This is a genomic window from Lysobacter claricitrinus, from assembly GCF_045866565.1.
Taxonomy (GTDB): domain Bacteria; phylum Pseudomonadota; class Gammaproteobacteria; order Xanthomonadales; family Xanthomonadaceae; genus Cognatilysobacter; species Cognatilysobacter claricitrinus.
In genome coordinates this window covers 1-553 of the sequence record NZ_BAAFZV010000015.1, presented here as the reverse complement: position 1 = coordinate 553, position 553 = coordinate 1, and the positions used below count along the sequence as shown (strand labels likewise).

The 553-nt window shown below is 67.3% G+C and carries 1 protein-coding gene; it reads right to left on the bottom strand.

Annotated elements, in window-relative coordinates; translation table 11 throughout:
* The coding region (locus ACKTTN_RS14660) for an ATP-binding protein (RefSeq protein ID WP_407910646.1) at window positions 1-553 on the bottom strand (553 nt) is incomplete at both ends.

Here is a 553-nt window from a genome sequence, read left to right as displayed (position 1 = left end):
CGGATCTTGTCGGGGTCGATGCCGGCGCCGTCGTCGCGCACTTCGATCATCACGTGATCGCCTTCCTGCTGCGCGGACAGGCGCACGTTGCCCTGTTCGTTCTTGCCGGCAAGGCGACGCGTTTCCGGCGATTCGATGCCGTGGTCGATCGCGTTGCGCACCAGATGCACCAGTGGATCGGACAGGGCTTCGACGAGGTTGCGATCGAGTTCGGTTTCCGCACCGATGACTTCGAGCTCGACCGACTTCTTCACCTGACGCGCGACATCGCGCGCAAGCTTCGGGAAGCGGGAGAACACGCGGCCGACCGGCTGCATGCGCGCCATCATCACCGCGGATTGCAGGCGACTGGTGGCGGCGTCGAGCACGGTGACGGCGCGATCGAGGTCTTCGTCGCGCAGGCGCGGGCGGATCGTCTTCAGGCGATTGCGCGCAAGCACCAGTTCGCCGACGAGGTTCACCATCGCGTCGAGGCGACGCACGTCGACGCGCACGGTGGTTTCGCCGGCGTCGTTCGCCGCCGGGCTGCGACGACCGCCGGCAGTCGGTTCGG